Source organism: Streptomyces sp. NBC_01408, from assembly GCF_026340255.1.
Lineage (GTDB): Bacteria > Actinomycetota > Actinomycetes > Streptomycetales > Streptomycetaceae > Streptomyces.
In genome coordinates this window covers 826,626-841,088 of record NZ_JAPEPJ010000003.1, presented here as the reverse complement: position 1 = coordinate 841,088, position 14,463 = coordinate 826,626, and the positions used below count along the sequence as shown (strand labels likewise).

Sequence of the window (14,463 nt, the reverse complement as noted above, 5' to 3'; positions counted from 1 at the left end):
ATGGAAGCCTTCACCACCCACACCGGCCGGGCCGTCCCGCTGCGCCGCAGCAACGTCGACACCGACCAGATCATCCCGGCCCACTGGCTGAAGAAGATCACCCGCGACGGGTTCGAGGACGGGCTCTTCGAGGCCTGGCGCAAGGACCCGGAGTTCATCACGAACCGCCCGGAGCGCGCCGGCGCCACCGTACTGGTCGCCGGCCCCGACTTCGGTACCGGTTCCTCGCGCGAGCACGCCGTCTGGGCCCTGCAGAACTTCGGCTTCAAGACGGTCATCTCCTCCCGCTTCGCCGACATCTTCCGCGGGAACTCGCTGAAGAACGGCCTGCTGACCGTCGTCCTGCCGCAGGAGGCCGTCGACCGTCTGTGGCAGCTGACCGAGGCCGACCCGACCGCGGAGATCACCGTCGACCTGGTCGACCGCCAGGTGCGAGCGGAAGGCGTGGAAGCGGAGTTCGAACTCGACGACAACGCCCGCTGGCGGCTGCTGGAGGGGCTGGACGACATCTCGCTCACCCTTCAGAACGAAGCGGACATCGCGACGTACGAAAGCACCCGCCCGGGTTTCAAGCCGCGCACGATTAGGGCCTGATTCCGGCCTGATCAGCGCTTATTCGCCTTCGGGTGATCACATAGGCAACACTGTGCCCCTCGCCTTCCGGCGGGGGGCACAGGCGTTTGTTGAGGCCCCGTGAGGCGACAACTCGCCCCAGATGGCACAATCTGTGCATGGAACGCGACAGTCAACTCGAGCTCTACGAACTCGTCGCGGACCGGTTGAAAGAAGCACACACACGGGTGCGCTCACTGCAAGTCCCGGAGGGCGTAAGGATGGCGCTGTCCAGGAAGCTGTTGGTCGTCACGGCCGCGGCGAAGCACGATCTCGCCGATGCGGCAAGGCGCCTGGACAGGTTGATGAAGGACCTCGACGAGGGTCGATTCCCTGAAGGCGACTGATGCGAAGGAACTCCGTAACGGCCTCCAGCGTTGCGGCACTAGGGTGATTAGCCCGTTTCGTGTTTGATTTGCGGTATATATCCGCCTAACGTGCGAAATAAGCTTGAACACATTCGTTCTGGCGAAGTCTCCGAAGGGGAAGACGTTGAACAAGGCGCAGCTCGTAGAAGCGATTGCCGACAAGCTGGGCGGCCGCCAGCAGGCCGCGGACGCTGTCGACGCGGTACTGGACGCGATCGTCCGCGCTACCGTCGCGGGCGACCGGGTCTCGGTCACGGGCTTCGGCTCGTTCGAGAAGGTCGACCGCCCAGCCCGCTACGCCCGCAACCCGCAGACGGGTGAGCGCGTCCGGGTCAAGAAGACCTCGGTGCCCCGCTTCCGTGCGGGCCAGGGCTTCAAGGACCTGGTCAGCGGCACCAAGAAGCTGCCCAAGGGCGGCGAGGTGTCCGTGAAGAAGGCGCCCAAGGGCAGCCTCACCGGTGGCGCTTCGGCGACGGTCAAGAAGGCCGCGGCGAAGAGGGCCACCACCGCCAAGAAGGCGGCGGCGAAGACCACGGTCGCGAAGAAGGTCGTGGCCAAGAAGACCACCGCCACCGCGAAGAAGACCGCGGTGAAGTCCACCGCCACCGCGAAGAAGGCGACGGCCACGGCGAAGAAGGCCACCGCCACGGCCAAGAAGGCCACGCCCGCGGCGAAGAAGACCACCGCCACCGCGAAGAAGACCGCCCCGGCGGCCAAGAAGGCCACCGCGAAGACGACCGCGCCCGCCAAGAAGACGGCGACGCGCAAGGCCACCGCGAAGAAGACCACCGCCCGCAAGAAGTAAGGGCACGAGTCACACACGCCGGGCCGGCTTCCCCCTGGGGGAGCCGGCCCGCGGTGCTGTTCCCGCAGGTCGGACGTGGTGCGAACGCCCGCGGGTCAGAAGGTCTGAAGCGTGACCAGGGTGATCCGCAGGTCCGCGCCCTCGCCGTCCGTCTCGATCCGCACCCGCTGCCCCGGGCGCAGCAGTCGCAGTCCGCCCGCATCGAAGGCCGGGGCTCCGAAGGGCACCGGGGTGCCGTCGTCCAGCAGCACACTGCCGCTGCGGGTCTGGGAGTCGTACGTGTACGCGGTCGCCTGCATACGGGCACTGTATCGGGCCGTGTGAAGGCCCACACCGAGGGCGAGCGCCGTCCGCAGGTCGGCTGCCGTGTCCACGTCCCGGCGCACGCTGTCGACGCCCGGCAAGGCGATTTCCACCGCCCCCGAGGCCGAATGCCTGGCCCGCGACGGGCCGCCGAACGAGGGTGCCAATTCGACGTCCGGAGCGGCGGAAAGCAACGTCGTCCCGATTCCGGCGGCATCCGCCAGAAATGCCCGGGGAAATGCCGCGGCGTTTTCGAGCACCCGTAGCAATTCGGGTGGGCGCAGCGCGGGCAGATCCGCGTTCATCGCGGCCACCGCCGCCGCCGGCCGGGCCGCGCGTACCGCCCGCGCCCCGTGGGCCACCGCCGCGTTGAGCCCCGCCCCCGGGGCGTCCGGGACGATCCGCGCCCCCAGCCTGGCCAGTTCCGCCCCGGCCGCGGCGTCGTCCGTGACGACCACCACATCCGCGACCGCCGCGCAGGCCAGCGCCCCTGCCACGGTGTCCTGCGCGAAGGCCAGCGCGAGCCCCGGACGGGACGCGCCGACGGCCGCCGCGAGACGGCTCTTGGCCATTGCCAGCGGCTTCAGCGGGACCACCAGGCTCCAGACGGCGTTCGTGGCCGCTCCCCTTCCCTCCGGCGCGCTCCGGCACGGCCTTGTGCCATGGTCAGGTCATGGCCGGGTCATGTGTCGGCCCATTGTCACCTCCGCCCGGGCAACCCGGGAGCCCGGTGCCCTGAGCGGGGCGTACGGTGTTCTCGACAGAGACCGGGCCTGGAGCGACACTTGTCCGGCCGACGAGGTGCCCAAGCCGCGCACCGGTCCTAGAGGAAGGTGTCCGAGTGTCCCGCCGCAGAATCGGCTTCTGGTACCGCCTGGCAGCGGTCATCGCGAAACCGCCGCTGGTAGTGCTCTTCAAGCGGGACTGGCGGGGAATGGAGCACATTCCGGCCGAGGGCGGCTTTATCACCGCCGTCAATCACAACTCGTATCTGGACCCGCTCTCCTACGCGCACTTCCAGTACAACACCGGGCGGGTGCCCCGATTGCTCGCGAAGGCGGCCCTCTTCAAGGTGCCCATTGTCGGATCGATCCTGCGCGGCAGCGGGCAGATCCCGGTCTACCGCGAGAGCACCAACGCCCTGGACGCATTCCGGGCGGCGGTGGACGCGATCGAGCACGGCGAATGCGTGGCCTTTTACCCGGAAGGCACCCTCACCCGCGACCCCGACATGTGGCCGATGGCCGGCAAGACCGGCGCCGCCCGTGTCGCGCTGATCACCAGGGCACCCGTCATTCCGGTGGCCCAGTGGGGCGCGAACCTCGCAATGCCGCCCTACGCCAAGGAGGACAAGGTCCAGCTCTTCCCGCGCAAGACCCTCCAGGTGCTCGCCGGACCGCCCGTGGACCTCTCCGGCTTCTACGACCGGGAACCCACCCCGGACGTGCTGAAGGAGGCCACCGAGGTCATCATGGCGGCCATCACCGAGCTGCTGGAGGAAGTGCGGGGCGAAACCGCCCCCGAGCAGCCGTACGACCATCGCAAGGCCAGGGAGCAGCAGCGGCGCAACGCCGCAGGGGAGGGCAAGAAGTGACACCCGCCGTGAAGGCCACCGTCTTCGGAACAGGCTCCTGGGGCACGGCCTTCGCCATCGTGCTCGCCGACGCCGGCTGCGAGGTGACCCTGTGGGGCCGCCGCCAGGAGCTGGTCGACGCCATCAACACCGGCCGGACGAACCCGGACTACTTCCCCGACGTCGAACTCCCCGCGGGCATCCGGGCCACCACCGACCCGGCACAGGCCGCCGCCGGCGCCGACTTCACCGTCCTCGCCGTCCCCTCCCAGACCCTGCGCGGCAACCTCGCCGCCTGGGCACCGCTGCTGGCCCCCGACACCGTGCTCGTCTCCCTGATGAAGGGCATCGAACTCGGCACCGCCAAGCGGATGAGCGAGGTCATCGAGGAGGTGGCCAAGGTCCCCGCCGAGCGCGTCGCCGTCGTCACCGGCCCCAACCTGGCCCGCGAGATCGCCGCCCGGCAGCCCGCCGCCTCCGTGGTCGCCTGCGTGGACGAGGACGTGGCCCGGCGCCTCCAGGCCGCCTGCCACACCCCGTACTTCCGCCCGTACACGAGCACCGACGTCATCGGCTGCGAACTCGGCGGCGCGGTCAAGAACGTCATCGGCCTCGCCGTCGGCATCGCGGACGGCATGGGACTGGGCGACAACACCAAGGGCTCCCTCATCACCCGCGGGCTCGCCGAAGCGACCCGGCTGGGCGTGGCGATGGGCGCCGACCCGCTCACCTTCTCCGGCCTCGCGGGCCTCGGCGACCTGGTCGCCACCTGCTCCTCGCCGCTCTCCCGGAACCACACCTTCGGCACCAACCTCGGCCGGGGCATGACCCTGGAGGAGACCATCGCGGTCACCAAGCAGACCGCCGAAGGGGTCAAGTCCTGCCAGTCGGTGGCGGATCTGGCCCGGCGCCACGGGATCGACATGCCGATCACCGACACCGTGGTGGACATCGTCCACCACGGCAAGCCCACGCTGGTCGCGCTCAAGGAACTGATGGGACGCAGCGCCAAACCGGAACGTCGCTGACTGCAATCCGGACGTCTGAGCGGGTACCCTCGTGGCGATATGAGCAGCGAGAACCTCCCCCAGACCCCTGAGCAGCAGGGCCGCAAGCCCCGCGTGGCCGTCGTGTTCGGCGGCCGCAGCTCGGAACACGCCATCTCGGTCGTCACCGCGGGCGCCGTGCTGCGCTCCATCGACCGCTCCAAGTACGAGGTGCTGCCCATCGGCATCACCACGGACGGCCGGTGGGCGCTGACCGCCGACGAGCCCGCGCGGATGGCCATCGCCGACCGCCGGCTCCCGAACGTCGAGCAGCTGGCGGACTCCGAGGACGGCTCCGTCGTCCTCTCGGTCGACCCCGCCAACCGCGAGGTGCTCTACACCGAGCCGGGCGCCGTCCCCAAGGCCCTGGGCGAGGTCGACGTCGTCTTCCCCGTGCTCCACGGCCCCTACGGCGAGGACGGCACCCTCCAGGGGCTCCTGGAGCTGTCCGGCATCCCGTACGTCGGCTCCGGCGTCCTCGCCTCGGCCGTCGGCCAGGACAAGGACTACATGAAGCGGGTGTTCACCTCCTTCGGACTGCGCGTCGGCCCGTACGTGACCATCCGCCCCCGCGAGTGGGAAGCCGACCGGGACGCCGCCCGCGGCAAGATCCTGGACTTCGCCGCCGAGCACGGCTGGCCGCTGTTCATCAAGCCCGCCCGGGCCGGCTCCTCCATCGGCATCACCAAGGTCGACGACGTCTCCGGCCTGGACGATGCCGTCGAAGAGGCCCGCCGTCACGACCCGAAGATCATCGTGGAGGCGCTGCTGCGCGGCCGCGAGATCGAGTGCGGGGTCCTGGAGTTCGAGGACGGACCGCGTGCGAGCGCGCCCGCCGAGATCCCGCCGGTCTCCAGCCACGACTTCTACGACTTCGAGGCGAAGTACATCGACTCCGCCTCCGGGATCGTGCCCGCCCCGCTCACCCCGGAGCAGACCGCCGAGGTGCAGAAGCTCGCGATCGAGGCCTTCGACGCCGCCTCCTGCGAGGGCCTGGTGCGCGCCGACTTCTTCCTCACGGAGGACGGCACCTTCGTGATCAACGAGATCAACACCATGCCGGGCTTCACGCCGATCTCCATGTACCCGCGCATGTGGCAGGAGTCGGGCGTCGAGTACCCGGAGCTGGTGGACCGCCTCATCCAGGCGGCGCTGCGCCGCTCCACCGGCCTGCGCTAGAAGGACCGGCTCCGGCACACGAGGTACCCACGGCCGACCGCCCGCCGGGATTCCCGGCGGGCGGTCGCTGTGGGTTCAGTACGAGGAGATGCCCTCCGGCACGGTCTTGGCGATCGCGGCGGACAGCCCGACCAGCATCCCCGCATCCGTGGCATGCTCCTTGTCGACCAGGACCTCCGTGTACGCCTCCCGCATCCCGGTGGTGAACCGGAAACCCCCGTCACCGCGCTTCTCCAGCAGCCAGGCCACGTCGTTGACGTGAACGCCCTCCTGCTTCGGATCCGCCATCTTGGGGGGCTTGGGGATACCGCACCGCAGTACGATCGCCGAGCCGCCCCACGCGGCCGTCAGAGCGGACTCCGGTTCGGTCCTGGTCCGCGCCAGGCCGGCCACCGTCTCCGGGAGCTCCTCGTGCAGCGCTGCACAGAGCCCCGCGATGTCGGCGGGCGGCGTGGGCGGAGGGTCCACCCGGGCCTCGGAACCGCCCGGGGTACAGCCCGCGAGGGCCGCAACGGCCATCGCGGTGGGCATGGCCAGGAGACGCAGGGGCCGGCGGTGGAGGGACATCACCGGCCTAGAGTAGACGGGGGCTACAGATGGACCACCGGGCAGGTCAAGGTGCGGGTGATCCCCTCCACCTGCTGGACCTTGGCGACGACCATGCGGCCGAGCTCGTCCACGGTGTCGGCCTGGGCGCGCACGATCACGTCGTACGGGCCCGTCACGTCCTCGGCCTGGATCACCCCCGGGATCTGCCCGATGGACTCGGCGACGAACGACGCCTTGCCCACCTCGGTCTGGATAAGGATGTACGCCTGTACCACGGAACCTCCAGGGCGGCCACGAGGATCATTTCCCCTAATCTTCGGGTGGACCCCACACGATGGACAGGGCCGGGGGAAGAAGGGACGCCACGGTACCGCGTCGCCGCGCGCCGCGGGGAGACCCGGGGGCGAGGCGCCACGCACAGCGGGGCGTACGGAGAGCAGAAGTTGACGTATCTGTTGACGGTACCCAGAGCTGTGACGGCTCGCGACCGCAAGCGGACTGGGCAAGAAGGGGCACAGCGATGAAGGGCACTGTGGGCGAGCTGGGGGAGTTCGGGCTCATTCGTGAACTGACCTCACGGCTCACCACCACCCCGGCGGTCCGGCTCGGACCGGGCGACGACGCCGCGGTCGTGTCGGCCCCCGACCGGCGGGTCGTGGCGAGCACGGACATCCTGCTGGAGGGACGGCACTTCCGGCGCGACTGGTCCACGGCCTACGACGTCGGCCGCAAGGCCGCCGCGCAGAACCTCGCCGACATCGCCGCCATGGGCGCGGTGCCGACCGCGCTCCTGCTCGGCCTGGTCGTCCCGGCCGAGCTGCCGGTCACCTGGCCCACCGAGCTGATGGACGGCATCCGCGACGAGTGCCAGGTCGCCGGCGCGGCCGTCGTCGGCGGGGACGTGGTCCGCGGGGACACCATCACCGTCGCGATCACCGCCCTCGGCGACCTGCGCAACCACGAACCCGTACTGCGCTCCGGCGCCCAGCCCGGGGACGTCGTGGCCGTCACCGGCTGGCTGGGCTGGTCCGCCGCGGGCTTCGCCGTGCTCTCGCGCGGCTTCCGCTCCCCGCGGGCCTTCGTCGAGGCGCACCGGCGCCCCGAGCCGCCGTACCACGCGGGCCCCGCGGCCGCCGGACTCGGCGCCACCGCCATGACCGACGTCAGCGACGGCCTGATCGCCGACCTCGGACACATCGCCGAGGCCAGCAAGGTACGGATCGACCTGCACACGGCCGCCGTCGACATCCCGACGCAGATGCACGACATCGGACAGGCCGTCGGCGTGGACCCGCTCCAGTGGGTGCTCACCGGGGGAGAGGACCACGCGATCGTGGCGACCTTCCCGCCCGACGTGAAACTGCCTGCCCGCTGGAAGGTCATCGGCGAGGTGCTCAACCGCTCCGCCCTGCCGCAGGTGACCGTGGACGGCGCGCCCTGGGCCAGCGTCGGCGGCTGGGACCACTTCGGCACCGACCCGGTCGCCGAGGAGAACCCGCGATGACCGGCGCCCCGCCGCTCTGCCTGACCGTCGCCGGATCCGACTCCGGCGGCGGCGCGGGAATCCAGGCCGACCTGAAGACCATGATGGCGCTCGGCGTCCACGGCATGAGCGTGGTCACCGCCGTGACCGCGCAGAACTCGCTCGGGGTACGCGGAGCCTGGGAGCTGCCCGCCGAGGCCGTGACGGCCCAGTACCGGGCCGTGGTGGACGACATAGGCGTAGCGGCCGTGAAGACCGGCATGCTCTCCTCCGCCGTCCTGGTGGAGACGGTGGCCGCGCTGCTCGCCGACACCCAGGCCCCGGCCGTCGTGGACCCCGTGGGCGTCTCCAAGCACGGGGACGCGCTGCTCGCCGCCTCGGCGCTGGACGCCGTACGCAAGGAGCTGCTCCCGAGGGCCACGGTGGCCACGCCCAACCTCGACGAGGTGGCGCAGCTCACGGGCCTGGCCGTGCGGAACGAGGACGACATGCGGCGGGCCGCCGACGCGATCCTCGGGTACGGGCCGCGGTGGGCGCTCATCAAGGGCGGACACCTCGCGGCGCACGGGGGCGAGGCCGTGGACCTGCTGACCGACGGGACCGACGAGCGGTGGCTGCGGGCGCCGCGCTACGACAACCGGCACACCCACGGCACCGGCTGCACCCTCGCCAGCGCGATCGCGGCGGGCCTCGCGAAGGGACTGGCCGTCCCGGAGGCGGTCGCGGCCGCCAAGGAGTACGTCACGGGAGCCATCGCCGCCGGCTTCCCGCTCGGCGGGGGCATAGGCCCGGTGGACCACGCCTGGCAGTACCGCTGACCGCGGCTTCGCCGGCGTGCGGCGGACAAGGCAAAAGGCCGGTTCACCAGAGGTGAACCGGCCTTCTTGGCAACCGGAAAGGGCTGCGCTACGACGTGAGGCGTCAGCGCGAGACCTTGCCGGCCTTGATGCACGAGGTGCAGGCGTTGAGGCGCTTCGGCGTCCCATTGACCACGGCACGGACGCGCTGGATGTTCGGGTTCCAGCGACGCGAGGTGCGGCGGTGCGAGTGGGAGATGCTGTTGCCGAAGCTCGGCCCCTTGGCGCAAACGTCGCAGTTGGCAGCCACAGGTCACTCCAAAGACTTCAGATGCAATTACAGTGAAACCGGCGCACCGGAATCAGAGAGTCTGAAGTGGTTTGCCGGGGGAATGGCCCGATTCTCATCGGGCAACCGGAGCAGCATACAACGACTGCGTCGGTCCAAGAAAACTACCATGACCGCCGCCGACCCCGCCCCGCGGTCCCGACGCCCGGGCAGTCCTTCGTTACCCTGCGGTGAACCCTGGCCCGCACAAGGAGGAACGCCCGGTGCCGCACGAGCAGCAGCCGCAGCCCCCTGACGAGCTCGACGCCGAAGCGGTGCGCATCTGGAGTTCGCTGGCCGTGGCCGCACTGGGCCGGGCCCGCGAGGACATCGACGCGATCAACGTCTACCCGGTCGCCGACGCCGACACCGGCACCAACCTCTACCTGACCGCCGAATCGGCCGACCGCGCGCTGGCCGAGACCCTCGAAGGCGCCGACGGCCCCGACGGCCCGGGCCCCGAAGGAGTGGCCGACGCCACAGCGCCGGCCTCCCTCGCCGAGGCCGTACGGGCCTACGCGCACGGGGCGCTCATCGGGGCCCGCGGCAACTCCGGGACGATCCTGGCCCAGCTGCTGCGCGGCGTGGCCGACGTACTCGGCGACGAGCCCGCGGGGCGCGGCCCCGGCCGGCTGCTGGCCCAGGCGCTGACCCGGGCCGCGGAATCGGCGTACGAGGCCGTGGCGCACCCGGTGGAGGGCACCATGCTCACCGTCGCCACCGCCGCCGCGCGGGCCGGTGAGGCGGCCGGGGCCGCCGCCGGGACCGCCGCGGACGTGGCCCGCGCCGCCTACGACGGAGCCCGCGCCGCCCTGGCCGAGACCCCCGGGCAGCTGGCCGTGCTGGGCCGGGCCGGAGTGGTCGACGCCGGGGGCTGCGGACTGGTCGCCGTACTCGGGGCCCTGTGGCAGGCACTGTCCGGCCAGGAGCCCGCCGCCGAACCGGTGCGGGGCCGGGCCGTGCCCGTGCCGCAGTCGCCGGAGCCCTGCGCGCAGGAGCAGGACGGGCCCGCGTACGAGGTGATCTACCTGCTGGAGGCCTCCGACGCGGCCGTCGGGGAGCTGCGCACGCGGCTCGACGGACTCGGCGACTCCCTCGTCGTCGTCGGCGGCGACGGACTGTGGAACGTCCACGTACACGTCGACGACCCGGGTGCGGCCGTGGAGGCCGGCGTGGTCGCCGGGCGGCCGTACCGGATACGCATCACCCACTTCGGCGACGAGCGGCGCCGGGCCCGCGGCGAGCGCACCCAGCGGGCCGTGGTCGCCGTCGTCCCGGGCGAGGGGCTGGCCGGGCTCTGCGCCGAGGCGGGCGCCACCACCGTGCTCGTACGCCCCGGGGAGGTCCCGGCCGCCGCCGAGCTGCTCGACGCCGTCCGGCGGGCGCACGCCCGCGAGGTGGTCCTCCTGCCCGGCGGAGCCGAGCTGCGCGCCGTCGCCGCCGCGGCGGCCGAGCAGGCCCGCGCCGACGGCGTACGCGTGGCCGTGATCCCCACCCGGTCGGCGGTCCAGGGCCTGGCCGCCCTCGCCGTGCACGACCCGGACGGCAGCTTCGACGAGGACGTGGTCGCCATGACCGCCGCGGCCGGCGCCACCCGGTACGGGGAGCTGGCCGTCGCCGAACGCCAGTCCTTCACCTCCGCCGGCATCTGCCAGGCCGGGGACGTCCTCGGGCTCATCGACGGCGACGTCGCCGTCATCGGCTCCGGCCTGACCGAGACCGCGGAGGCCGTCCTGGACCGGATGCTCGGCTCCGGCGGCGAACTCGTCACGCTGGTCCTGGGACCCGAGGTCCCGGACGCCCTCGCCGAACGCCTGGAGGCGTACGTCCAGCACGGACACCTCGCCGTGGACACCGTCACCTACCACGGCGGCCGCTACTCGGCGCCGCTGCTCATCGGGGTGGAGTAGGGGTCGAAAGGCGGGGTTGTCGGCGCCATGGTGTGCAATGAACACGTGCCCGCGCTCGACGAAGACCTCAAGAAGACCCTCGGCCCCGCCACCGCCAAGGTGCTGGCCGAGCAGCTCGGCCTGCACACGGCCCTGGACCTCGTCCACCACTACCCGCGGCGGTACGCGGAGCGTGGCGAGCTGACCCCGCTGGCCGAGCTGTCCGACCAGCTCGACGAGCACGTGACGGTCGTCGCCCAAGTGGCCGATGCCCGGATCCTGACCTTCAACGGCGGCCGCGGCAAACGCCTGGAAGTCACCATCACCGACGGCAGCGGACGGCTCCAGCTCGTCTTCTTCGGCGCGGGCGTCCACAAACCGCACAAGGACCTGCTGCCCGGCACCCGCGCCATGTTCGCGGGCAAGGTCGGCATGTTCAACCGCAAGCTCCAGCTCTCCCACCCGGCCTACGAGCCGCTCGGCGCCGACGCCTCCGACCGGGACGCGGCCACCGCCTTCGCCAACCAGCTCATCCCGATCTATCCGGCCTGCGCCAAGCTGGAGTCCTGGAAGATCGCCAAGTGCGTGGACGCCGTGCTGCCCCACGTCCAGGAGGTCGTGGACCCGCTGCCGGCCGCCCTGCGCGACGGCCGCGCCCTGATCCCCCTCACCGAGGCCCTCCTCAAGATCCACCGGCCGGCCACCAAGGCCGACATCGAGGACGCCCGCCAGCGACTGAAGTGGGACGAGGCCTTCGTCCTCCAAGTCGCCCTGGCCCGCCGCCGGCACGCCGACTCCCAGCTCCCGGCCGTCCCGCGGCGCCCCACCCCCGGCGGACTGCTCGACTCCTTCGACGCCAAGCTGCCCTTCACCCTCACCGAGGGCCAGCGATGCGTCTCCAAGGAGATCTTCGACGACCTGGCCACCAGCCACCCCATGCACCGCCTCCTCCAGGGCGAAGTCGGATCCGGTAAGACGATGGTCGCGCTGCGGGCGATGCTCGCCGTCGTCGACTCCGGGGGACAGGCCGCGATGCTCGCCCCGACCGAGGTGCTCGCCCAGCAGCACCACCGGTCCATCACCGAGATGATGGGCGAACTGGCCGAGGGGGGCATGCTCGGCGGCTCCGACCAGGGCACCAAGGTGGTGCTGCTCACCGGCTCGATGGGGATGCCCGCGCGCCGCCAGGCCCTGCTCGACCTGGTCACCGGCGAGGCCGGGATCGTGATCGGCACACACGCCCTGATCGAGGACAAGGTCCAGTTCCACGACCTCGGCCTGGTCGTGGTCGACGAACAGCACCGCTTCGGCGTGGAACAGCGCGACGCGCTGCGCTCCAAGGGCAAGCAGCCCCCGCACCTGCTGGTGATGACCGCGACCCCGATTCCGCGCACCGTCGCGATGACCGTCTTCGGCGACCTGGAGACCTCCGTCCTCGACCAGCTGCCCGCCGGCCGCTCGCCGATCGCCACCCACGTGGTGCCCGCCAAGGACAAGCCGCACTTCCTGACCCGCGCCTGGGAACGGGTCCGCGAGGAGGTGGAGAACGGCCACCAGGCGTACGTGGTCTGTCCGCGCATCGGGGACGGCGACGACGAGGCCGCCGAAGCCAAGAAGAAGAAGGCCGCCGAGGAGGACGGGGACAGGCGGCCCCCGCTCGCGGTCCTGGAGATCGCCGAGCAGCTCACCAGGGGCCCGCTCGCAGGCCTCCCGGTCGAGGTGCTGCACGGCCGGATGGACCCGGCCGACAAGGACGCCGTCATGCGCCGGTTCGCCGCGGGCGAGGTCAAGGTGCTGGTCGCCACCACCGTCATCGAGGTCGGGGTGAACGTTCCGAACTCCACCGTCATGGTGATCATGGACGCGGACCGGTTCGGCGTCTCCCAGCTCCACCAGCTGCGCGGACGCGTCGGCCGCGGCTCCGCGCCCGGCCTGTGCCTCCTGGTCAGCGAGATGCACGAGGCCAGCCCCGCCCGGGCCCGGCTGGCCGCCGTCGCCGCCACCCTCGACGGGTTCGAACTCTCCAGGATCGACCTGGAACAGCGCCGCGAGGGCGATGTACTGGGACAGGCCCAGTCGGGCGTGCGCTCCTCGCTGCGGATGCTCGCCGTCATCGAGGACGAGGAGGTCATCGCCCAGGCCCGGGAGGAGGCCACCCGCGTCGTCGCCGACGACCCCGAGCTGGAGCGGCTGCCGGGCCTGAGGACCGCGCTGGACGCACTGCTCGACACCGAGCGGGAGCAGTACCTGGAGAAGGGCTGAGCGGCACGACCTATCGTTGGACTTCCGCGGCTCTGCCCGCGGCACCCCCACGGCTGCCCCACGGCAGCCCCGACCGCCGTAGCGAAGGACCCCAGATGACCCGCGTGATCGCCGGCAGCGCCGGCGGGCGACGGCTGGCCGTGCCACCCGGCACCGGCACCCGGCCGACCTCGGACCGGATGCGCGAAGGCCTCTTCTCCACCTGGGAGTCCCTGCACGGCGTCGAGGGGGCCCGGGTGCTCGACCTCTACGCGGGCTCGGGCGCCGTCGGCCTGGAGGCCCTCTCCCGCGGCGCGCACCACGCCCTGCTGGTCGAGACCGACCCCAAGGCCGCCAAGTCCATCCGGGACAACATCAAGGCGGTGGGCCTGCCCGGCGCCGAGTTCCGGCCCGGCAAGGCGGAGCAGCTCGTGGCGGCCCGGGCGGGCGGGGACCCGTACGACATCGTCTTCCTGGACCCGCCGTACGCCGTCACGCACGACGATCTTCGGGAGATCCTCCTCACACTCCGGTCCAATGGCTGGCTCACCGGCGATGCGCTCGTCACCGTGGAGCGCAGCACCAGGAGCGGCGCCTTCCCGTGGCCGGAAGGGTTCGAGCCGCTCCGGTCGAGGAAGTACGGCGAGGGCACCCTTTGGTACGGCCGCGCCGCTTTCACCAGCGAAGACTCATGAACGAGGGAGTTCAGTTGCGCCGCGCCGTCTGTCCGGGGTCCTTCGATCCCATCCACAACGGACACCTCGACATCATCGGACGCGCCTCCAGGCTGTACGACGTCGTGCACGTCGCCGTGATGATCAACAAGTCGAAGCAGAGCCTGTTCACCGTCGAGGAGCGGATCGAGCTGATCCGCGAGGCGACCGCCGACTACGGCAACATCCAGGTCGAGTCCTTCCACGGCCTGCTCGTCGACTTCTGCAAGCAGCGGGACATCCCGGCCATCGTCAAGGGCCTGCGCGCGGTCAGCGACTTCGACTACGAGCTCCAGATGGCCCAGATGAACATGGGGCTGTCGGGCGTCGAGACGCTGTTCGTCCCGACCATCCCCACCTACAGCTTCCTGTCCTCCTCACTGGTCAAGGAGGTCGCGACCTGGGGCGGCGACGTCGCCCACCTGCTGCCCGCGCACGTGCACGCGGCGCTGATGGAACGATTGCGCAACCGCTGACCGCCTGACGGGCCGTCAGTCAGTGTCGGGGGCCCTCCCGGTGGCCTTACAGTCGTCCCGTCCGTCTCAGGAACCGCCTGAGGCCGAGAGAGTGCGAGCCC

General features: G+C 71.4%; 15 protein-coding genes and 1 pseudogene. 12 read left to right on the top strand and 4 right to left on the bottom strand.

Annotation, left to right across the window (positions count from 1 at the left end; all coding sequences use genetic code 11):
- From leuD to OG447_RS31285, 3 genes are all read left to right on the top strand, one after another.
- Positions 1-594 (top strand): 3-isopropylmalate dehydratase small subunit, encoded by a 594-nt coding sequence (gene leuD / locus OG447_RS31295; protein WP_266940912.1) that lies wholly within the window; start codon positions 1-3, stop codon positions 592-594.
- A gap of 137 nt (positions 595-731) precedes the next feature.
- A complete protein-coding gene (locus tag OG447_RS31290; RefSeq protein WP_030009267.1) occupies positions 732-959 on the top strand; it encodes a hypothetical protein in 228 nt (75 codons plus the stop codon).
- Positions 960-1,104: 145 nt separating this feature from the next.
- Entirely contained in the window at positions 1,105-1,785 is a 681-nt protein-coding gene (locus tag OG447_RS31285) for an HU family DNA-binding protein (RefSeq protein ID WP_266940910.1), read from the top strand.
- A gap of 314 nt (positions 1,786-2,099) precedes the next feature.
- Here OG447_RS31285 and cofC read toward each other — a convergent pair.
- Positions 2,100-2,660 (bottom strand): annotated as a pseudogene (gene cofC, locus OG447_RS31280) (2-phospho-L-lactate guanylyltransferase); the annotation flags it as partial.
- Positions 2,661-2,929: 269 nt separating this feature from the next.
- On the opposite strand from cofC, the gene OG447_RS31275 reads away from it, so the two are divergent.
- From OG447_RS31275 to OG447_RS31265, 3 genes are read left to right on the top strand one after another with little or no spacing between them, the layout of a single operon-like run.
- On the top strand, positions 2,930-3,682 hold the full coding sequence (locus tag OG447_RS31275) for a 1-acyl-sn-glycerol-3-phosphate acyltransferase (protein ID WP_266940909.1): 753 nt from the start codon (positions 2,930-2,932) through the stop codon (positions 3,680-3,682).
- On the top strand, positions 3,679-4,689 hold the full coding sequence (locus tag OG447_RS31270) for an NAD(P)H-dependent glycerol-3-phosphate dehydrogenase (protein ID WP_266940908.1): 1,011 nt from the start codon (positions 3,679-3,681) through the stop codon (positions 4,687-4,689). The genes OG447_RS31275 and OG447_RS31270 overlap by 4 nt, the downstream gene beginning before the upstream one ends.
- A 39-nt stretch (positions 4,690-4,728) precedes the next feature.
- Positions 4,729-5,886 (top strand): D-alanine--D-alanine ligase family protein, encoded by a 1,158-nt coding sequence (locus OG447_RS31265; RefSeq protein WP_266940907.1) that lies wholly within the window; start codon positions 4,729-4,731, stop codon positions 5,884-5,886.
- A gap of 75 nt (positions 5,887-5,961) precedes the next feature.
- Here OG447_RS31265 and OG447_RS31260 read toward each other — a convergent pair whose 3' ends face one another.
- Together OG447_RS31260 and OG447_RS31255 are read right to left on the bottom strand one after the other, a co-directional pair.
- Positions 5,962-6,453, bottom strand: a complete 492-nt coding sequence (locus OG447_RS31260; RefSeq protein WP_266940906.1) for a DUF3515 domain-containing protein — start codon at positions 6,451-6,453, stop codon at positions 5,962-5,964.
- Between the two features lie 23 nt (positions 6,454-6,476).
- A complete protein-coding gene (locus OG447_RS31255) occupies positions 6,477-6,710 on the bottom strand; it encodes an Lrp/AsnC family transcriptional regulator (protein ID WP_030028650.1) in 234 nt (77 codons plus the stop codon).
- A gap of 245 nt (positions 6,711-6,955) precedes the next feature.
- Here OG447_RS31255 and OG447_RS31250 point away from each other — a divergent pair, with 245 nt between their 5' ends.
- A complete protein-coding gene (locus OG447_RS31250; protein WP_266940904.1) occupies positions 6,956-7,939 on the top strand; it encodes a thiamine-phosphate kinase in 984 nt (327 codons plus the stop codon).
- Positions 7,936-8,736, top strand: coding sequence for a bifunctional hydroxymethylpyrimidine kinase/phosphomethylpyrimidine kinase (gene thiD, locus OG447_RS31245; protein ID WP_266940903.1), 801 nt, complete (start codon positions 7,936-7,938; stop codon positions 8,734-8,736). The genes OG447_RS31250 and thiD overlap by 4 nt, the downstream gene beginning before the upstream one ends.
- Positions 8,737-8,839: 103 nt before the next feature.
- Here thiD and rpmB read toward each other — a convergent pair whose 3' ends face one another.
- Positions 8,840-9,025: a 50S ribosomal protein L28 gene (gene rpmB, locus OG447_RS31240; protein WP_073911113.1), complete on the bottom strand. Its 186-nt coding sequence runs from the start codon at positions 9,023-9,025 to the stop codon at positions 8,840-8,842.
- Positions 9,026-9,267: 242 nt separating this feature from the next.
- Here rpmB and OG447_RS31235 point away from each other — a divergent pair, with 242 nt between their 5' ends.
- The 4 genes from OG447_RS31235 to coaD all read left to right on the top strand — a co-directional run bounded on the left by OG447_RS31235 (position 9,268) and on the right by coaD (position 14,362).
- Entirely contained in the window at positions 9,268-10,953 is a 1,686-nt protein-coding gene (locus OG447_RS31235; protein ID WP_266940902.1) for a DAK2 domain-containing protein, read from the top strand.
- Positions 10,954-10,980: 27 nt separating this feature from the next.
- Positions 10,981-13,194, top strand: a complete 2,214-nt coding sequence (gene recG, locus OG447_RS31230; RefSeq protein WP_266940901.1) for an ATP-dependent DNA helicase RecG — start codon at positions 10,981-10,983, stop codon at positions 13,192-13,194.
- A 95-nt stretch (positions 13,195-13,289) separates the two neighbouring features.
- Positions 13,290-13,868: a 16S rRNA (guanine(966)-N(2))-methyltransferase RsmD gene (gene rsmD / locus OG447_RS31225; protein ID WP_266940899.1), complete on the top strand. Its 579-nt coding sequence runs from the start codon at positions 13,290-13,292 to the stop codon at positions 13,866-13,868.
- A 14-nt stretch (positions 13,869-13,882) separates the two neighbouring features.
- Positions 13,883-14,362, top strand: coding sequence for a pantetheine-phosphate adenylyltransferase (coaD, locus tag OG447_RS31220; protein WP_266940993.1), 480 nt, complete (start codon positions 13,883-13,885; stop codon positions 14,360-14,362).
- Positions 14,363-14,463: the final 101 nt, after the last annotated feature.

What these genes read in the sequence shown, in the direction of transcription:
- OG447_RS31250 (WP_266940904.1), top strand. Translation starts at nt 6,956, where the DNA reads ATGAAGGGCACTGTGGGCGAGCTGGGGGAGTTCGGGCTCATTCGTGAA.
- thiD (WP_266940903.1), top strand. Translation starts at nt 7,936, where the DNA reads ATGACCGGCGCCCCGCCGCTCTGCCTGACCGTCGCCGGATCCGACTCC.
- rsmD (WP_266940899.1), top strand. Translation starts at nt 13,290, where the DNA reads ATGACCCGCGTGATCGCCGGCAGCGCCGGCGGGCGACGGCTGGCCGTG.
- OG447_RS31260 (WP_266940906.1), bottom strand. Translation starts at nt 6,453, where the DNA reads ATGTCCCTCCACCGCCGGCCCCTGCGTCTCCTGGCCATGCCCACCGCG.
- leuD (WP_266940912.1), top strand. Translation starts at nt 1, where the DNA reads ATGGAAGCCTTCACCACCCACACCGGCCGGGCCGTCCCGCTGCGCCGC.
- OG447_RS31265 (WP_266940907.1), top strand. Translation starts at nt 4,729, where the DNA reads ATGAGCAGCGAGAACCTCCCCCAGACCCCTGAGCAGCAGGGCCGCAAG.
- recG (WP_266940901.1), top strand. Translation starts at nt 10,981, where the DNA reads ATGGTGTGCAATGAACACGTGCCCGCGCTCGACGAAGACCTCAAGAAG.
- OG447_RS31290 (WP_030009267.1), top strand. Translation starts at nt 732, where the DNA reads ATGGAACGCGACAGTCAACTCGAGCTCTACGAACTCGTCGCGGACCGG.